The organism is Candidatus Cloacimonadota bacterium, from assembly GCA_020532355.1.
In the GTDB taxonomy this organism is placed as follows: domain Bacteria; phylum Cloacimonadota; class Cloacimonadia; order Cloacimonadales; family Cloacimonadaceae; genus UBA5456.
In genome coordinates this window covers 1-2575 of record JAJBBD010000123.1, presented here as the reverse complement: position 1 = coordinate 2575, position 2575 = coordinate 1, and the positions used below count along the sequence as shown (strand labels likewise).

General features: G+C 44.6%; 3 protein-coding genes. 2 read left to right on the top strand and 1 reads right to left on the bottom strand.

What is annotated here, in order from left to right; all coding sequences use genetic code 11:
- The first annotated feature begins 284 nt into the window (after positions 1 to 284).
- Positions 285 to 440 carry a hypothetical protein gene (locus LHW48_04370; GenBank protein MCB5259695.1) on the top strand — a complete coding sequence of 52 codons (156 nt, stop codon included), beginning with the start codon at positions 285 to 287 and terminating at the stop codon, positions 438 to 440.
- A 235-nt stretch (positions 441 to 675) separates the two neighbouring features.
- The gene (ltrA, locus tag LHW48_04365; protein MCB5259694.1) at positions 676 to 1992 is read left to right on the top strand and encodes a group II intron reverse transcriptase/maturase; all 1317 of its coding nucleotides are present in this window, start codon (positions 676 to 678) and stop codon (positions 1990 to 1992) included.
- Between the two features lie 357 nt (positions 1993 to 2349).
- Here ltrA and LHW48_04360 read toward each other — a convergent pair.
- On the bottom strand, positions 2350 to 2575 hold a 226-nt coding region (locus LHW48_04360), incomplete at its 5' end, for a hypothetical protein (GenBank protein ID MCB5259693.1).

The following is a 2575-nucleotide window of genomic DNA, read 5'->3' as shown; positions in this document are numbered from 1 at the left end:
TTGCGCCCCATCGGGCGGGGATGATATTTGTCAACCGTTAAGAACTTAAATAGAAACGAATAGAAACCTAATCAGCCAAAAAGGGGGCGTAAAATATACCGCATGTGTGTGCCCAGCATGAGCTAGAGCACACCCGTCTTAAAACTCTGGAAAAATTCTAAAAATGCAAATTTATTTGACCAAAGCAAAGGATGGGGATGTTTTTTTTCTATTCCAGAGGGTGTAAGTCCCTTATGTGCAGGAGTAACGTCCTGAAGCATTAGCAAGTCGCAAGGTGGTTTACCGTGAGGTATGCACTGAAGGAAGCGAAACTGCAAAAACCGGTACTGACGAACAGAAACGGGATACGAGGCATAGCTATCAGGGTAAGTAGGCACATCACTGCAACGCCCAAAGAACACCCAAATGATAATTATGTAGATCTCGCAGTCATTGGATGAAGGAATAGGCTCTTACCTGGGGAGGTCTTTGAATGTTCGAGTAACATATACAGAGAAGTCAGCAGATGCCATATTAGTTACTAGTAACGAGCCACGAAAAGAAACCGTGGAGGTTTCACGAAGTAATGAAGGGCTGAACGTTAAGTTGTTCCAAATATTATAGGGAAGCTTTCGCCGAGAGACGAATCTAGCCTTACATTAAGCGGAACAGGGAAAAGAAAGTAAATAAGCTAAAATGATTGAGCAAGTATTACGAAGATCAAACATGTTACGCGCTATGTATAAAGTCCAGAAGAACCATGGTTCAGCAGGAGTAGATCATATGCCCGTAACGAAGCTGTCAGAACTGATGGCAATAGACCAGAATGAGCTGACAAATACGGTTCGATCAGGAGATTACTTGCCACAAGCCATCTTAGGGGTAGAGATACCCAAAGATAACGGGAAGAAACGATGGTTGGGCATTCCAACCGTTACTGACCGTTTATTGCAACAAGCCGTTTTACAGGTGGTTCAAGCAGGTTTCGAGTTCGAGTTTACCGATTATAGCTTTGGTTTCCGCCCGAATAAAAACCTGCACCAAGCCGTTTTAAAAGCACAGGGATATATCAACGAAGGTTTTCAAAACATAGTAGATATTGACTTGAAAGGTTTCTTCGATGAAGTAGACCATTGCCATTTATTACAACTGCTTTACCGTAAGATCAAATGCCAAGAAACCTTACGACTTATCCGTAAATGGCTACGTGCCCCAATTTTAATAAACGGGAAACTGGTCAAGCGCAGAAAAGGAGTACCACAGGGTAGTCCTTTAAGCCCTTTGCTATCTAATATCATGTTACACGAATTAGACAGGTGGTTAGAAAAGAAAGGATTGCGATATGTCCGTTATGCTGATGATTTTAGTATTTATACTAAAACCAAGGCTACAGCCCGAAAGACAGGTAATGATGTTTACAAATTCCTACGGGACAAGCTGAAATTATCTATTAACAGGGAAAAGAGCGGGATTCGCAGACCAGTAAACTTCACCACTTTGGGTTTTGGTTTCGTACCTACTTATGTGAAAGGAGAAAAAGGCAAGTATCAATTGGTCGTCTCTGATAAGAGTTGGAAAAAGCTTAAGCAAAAGCTCAAAAGGATTACCCGTAAAACCATCCCTATGAGTTTCGACGAACGAATTCAAAAACTGAATGAAATTCAAAGAGGTTGGGTAAATAACTACCGAATGGCAAGTATTTACAGCAAACTCAACGAAATTGACGGATGGATTCGTAACAGGCTCAGGTATTGTATTTGGCATCATTGGAAGAAGCTTGAACGGAAAAGGAAAAATCTTATCCGTTTGGGGGTCGAACAAGGTCAAGCATACTCTTGGAGTCGCTCACGTATGGGAGGTTGGGCTATTGCTCAAAGCCCAATTCTTGGAACTACTATCACTTTGGAAAGGCTAAGTAAGCGAGGGTATATTTCTCTACTCGATATTTACAAACAAATTTCCCCACAACTAAACGAACCGCTGTATACGAGACCCGTACGTACAGTGGTGTGAGAGGCTCACCCTATCAGCTAACGCTGGTAGGGCAGTCTACTCGATTGGCATACTGTTGCCAAAATTTCTAGGCTGCCCAGCGCTGGCGGGCCATTTGCTTTAGCACAAATTCTGTTAGCCATTGCGCTTCCCGTTTCCCTGCGAGGATGAGCATTGTCCTTTTCCGTGCTGACACCCCGACGGCTCGTGGCGTGGTCGGCTCGTCTCCGATGGGCGCAATTGGAACCAGAATTTGTTTCCCCCGCCGCAAATGGCGTGACAGCGGTGGGGTTATGCGTAATTACCATTCCCCACAGGCTTTGCTTGACCAGGTTGTCGCCCACGTGGGAAAATCGGTGGTGGTTCCCACAAATTTTGTTAGCCATTGCGCTTTCCGTTTCCCGGCGAGGATGAAAATTGTCCTTTTTTCCGAGCTGACACCCCGATTGCTCGTGGCGTGGTCGCTTCGACTCTGATAGGCGCAATTGGAACCAAAATTTGGCCCTGCTTCAGCGAGGGAAAGACGACACTGTTTTTAAGTGTCAAGCCAAAGCCACCGGTCAAAATAGTTACGCCCCCGCCCATTTTGGCAATTGATGCGAAC

Excerpts from the sequence above, each read along its gene's own strand:
- ltrA (MCB5259694.1), top strand. The coding sequence starts at position 676 with ATGATTGAGCAAGTATTACGAAGATCAAACATGTTACGCGCTATGTAT.